This is a genomic window from Psychrobacter sp. 1U2, assembly GCF_051847575.1.
Map to the genome: position 1 here is coordinate 1 of NZ_JBPYDC010000621.1, position 936 is coordinate 936.

Annotated in this window: 1 protein-coding gene; it reads right to left on the reverse strand. The window is 36.3% G+C overall.

Annotation, left to right across the window (positions count from 1 at the left end; genetic code table 11):
• Window positions 1-41 precede the first annotated feature (41 nt).
• On the reverse strand, window positions 42-278 hold the full coding sequence (locus tag ACS8FD_RS17670; RefSeq protein ID WP_439276812.1) for a hypothetical protein: 237 nt from the start codon (window positions 276-278) through the stop codon (window positions 42-44).
• Window positions 279-936: the final 658 nt, after the last annotated feature.

Genomic DNA, 936 nt, shown 5'->3' on the forward strand with positions numbered 1-936 from the left:
TTACACAAAGATTTGTTATAGTTTACCATGTTGAGCGCCAATTAAGCAGAGACTAAGACAATAATCGTTATTGTCTTAAACAACTTATTGTTATCATTATTACTGGCTAGTAATGAGTTGATCTGGCGATTTTTGCACGCATCATCTACTTTCAGGACATCCTGCTCAGTAACGTCTGGCGTGATGTCCAATAAAAGGTATTTATACCAAATTAATCGCTTCGGTGATAATGGCAAACATGCTAAATTATCAAGCGGTAATAGAACACAACTACTCATTAACACACGGCCATGACTTGATTTTTTAATCATTGGGTTGGTGCAGCTGGGTAAGTAATGTTAATCCGATGTTAAGAGTTTACAGCTGCCTGAATATTGGCGGTCAAACAGATAAAACGATTGTCATACAAACAATGTATAGCCTACCGAGCTTGTAAGCCGGTTACCTATTCTGTTTGCCAAGTACGCCCCGCTGAATAACAGTGCAGTGGCACTTTTAACTTAAGATTCTTCTAAGACAGTTAGATGTTATAAAATAATAGATAGATAAAATCATTGAATTAATTTGAGCTGATATTAAGACGTTCGCTAGTGTTAACAGTTTAGACAAAACGGCGAATAAATTGTGACTTTGTGGTAAGTGCTTGGATACCCTTACAAAGTAAACCAGGTACGCCTTATATGTCAATAATCTTTGTAAAACCTAACATAGTAATGTGTTAGGTACTAGCCTTGAAACCAGTATAGGATGATTGGCATTAGATCATGTTACAGCCCTACACTCTGTATCAAAATTACTTAGAACGATTATTTTAGTCACTTTAAACACAGTCGTTAAATTTGAACCAACGATCAGCGACGATGACCTTTTAATTCGATACCTGTATTTATCCGAGCAGTACGCTCGCCCTACATCTACTAATTTTTAGTATTAGCA

Excerpts from the sequence above, each read along its gene's own strand:
- ACS8FD_RS17670 (WP_439276812.1), bottom strand. The coding sequence starts at position 278 with ATGAGTAGTTGTGTTCTATTACCGCTTGATAATTTAGCATGTTTGCCA.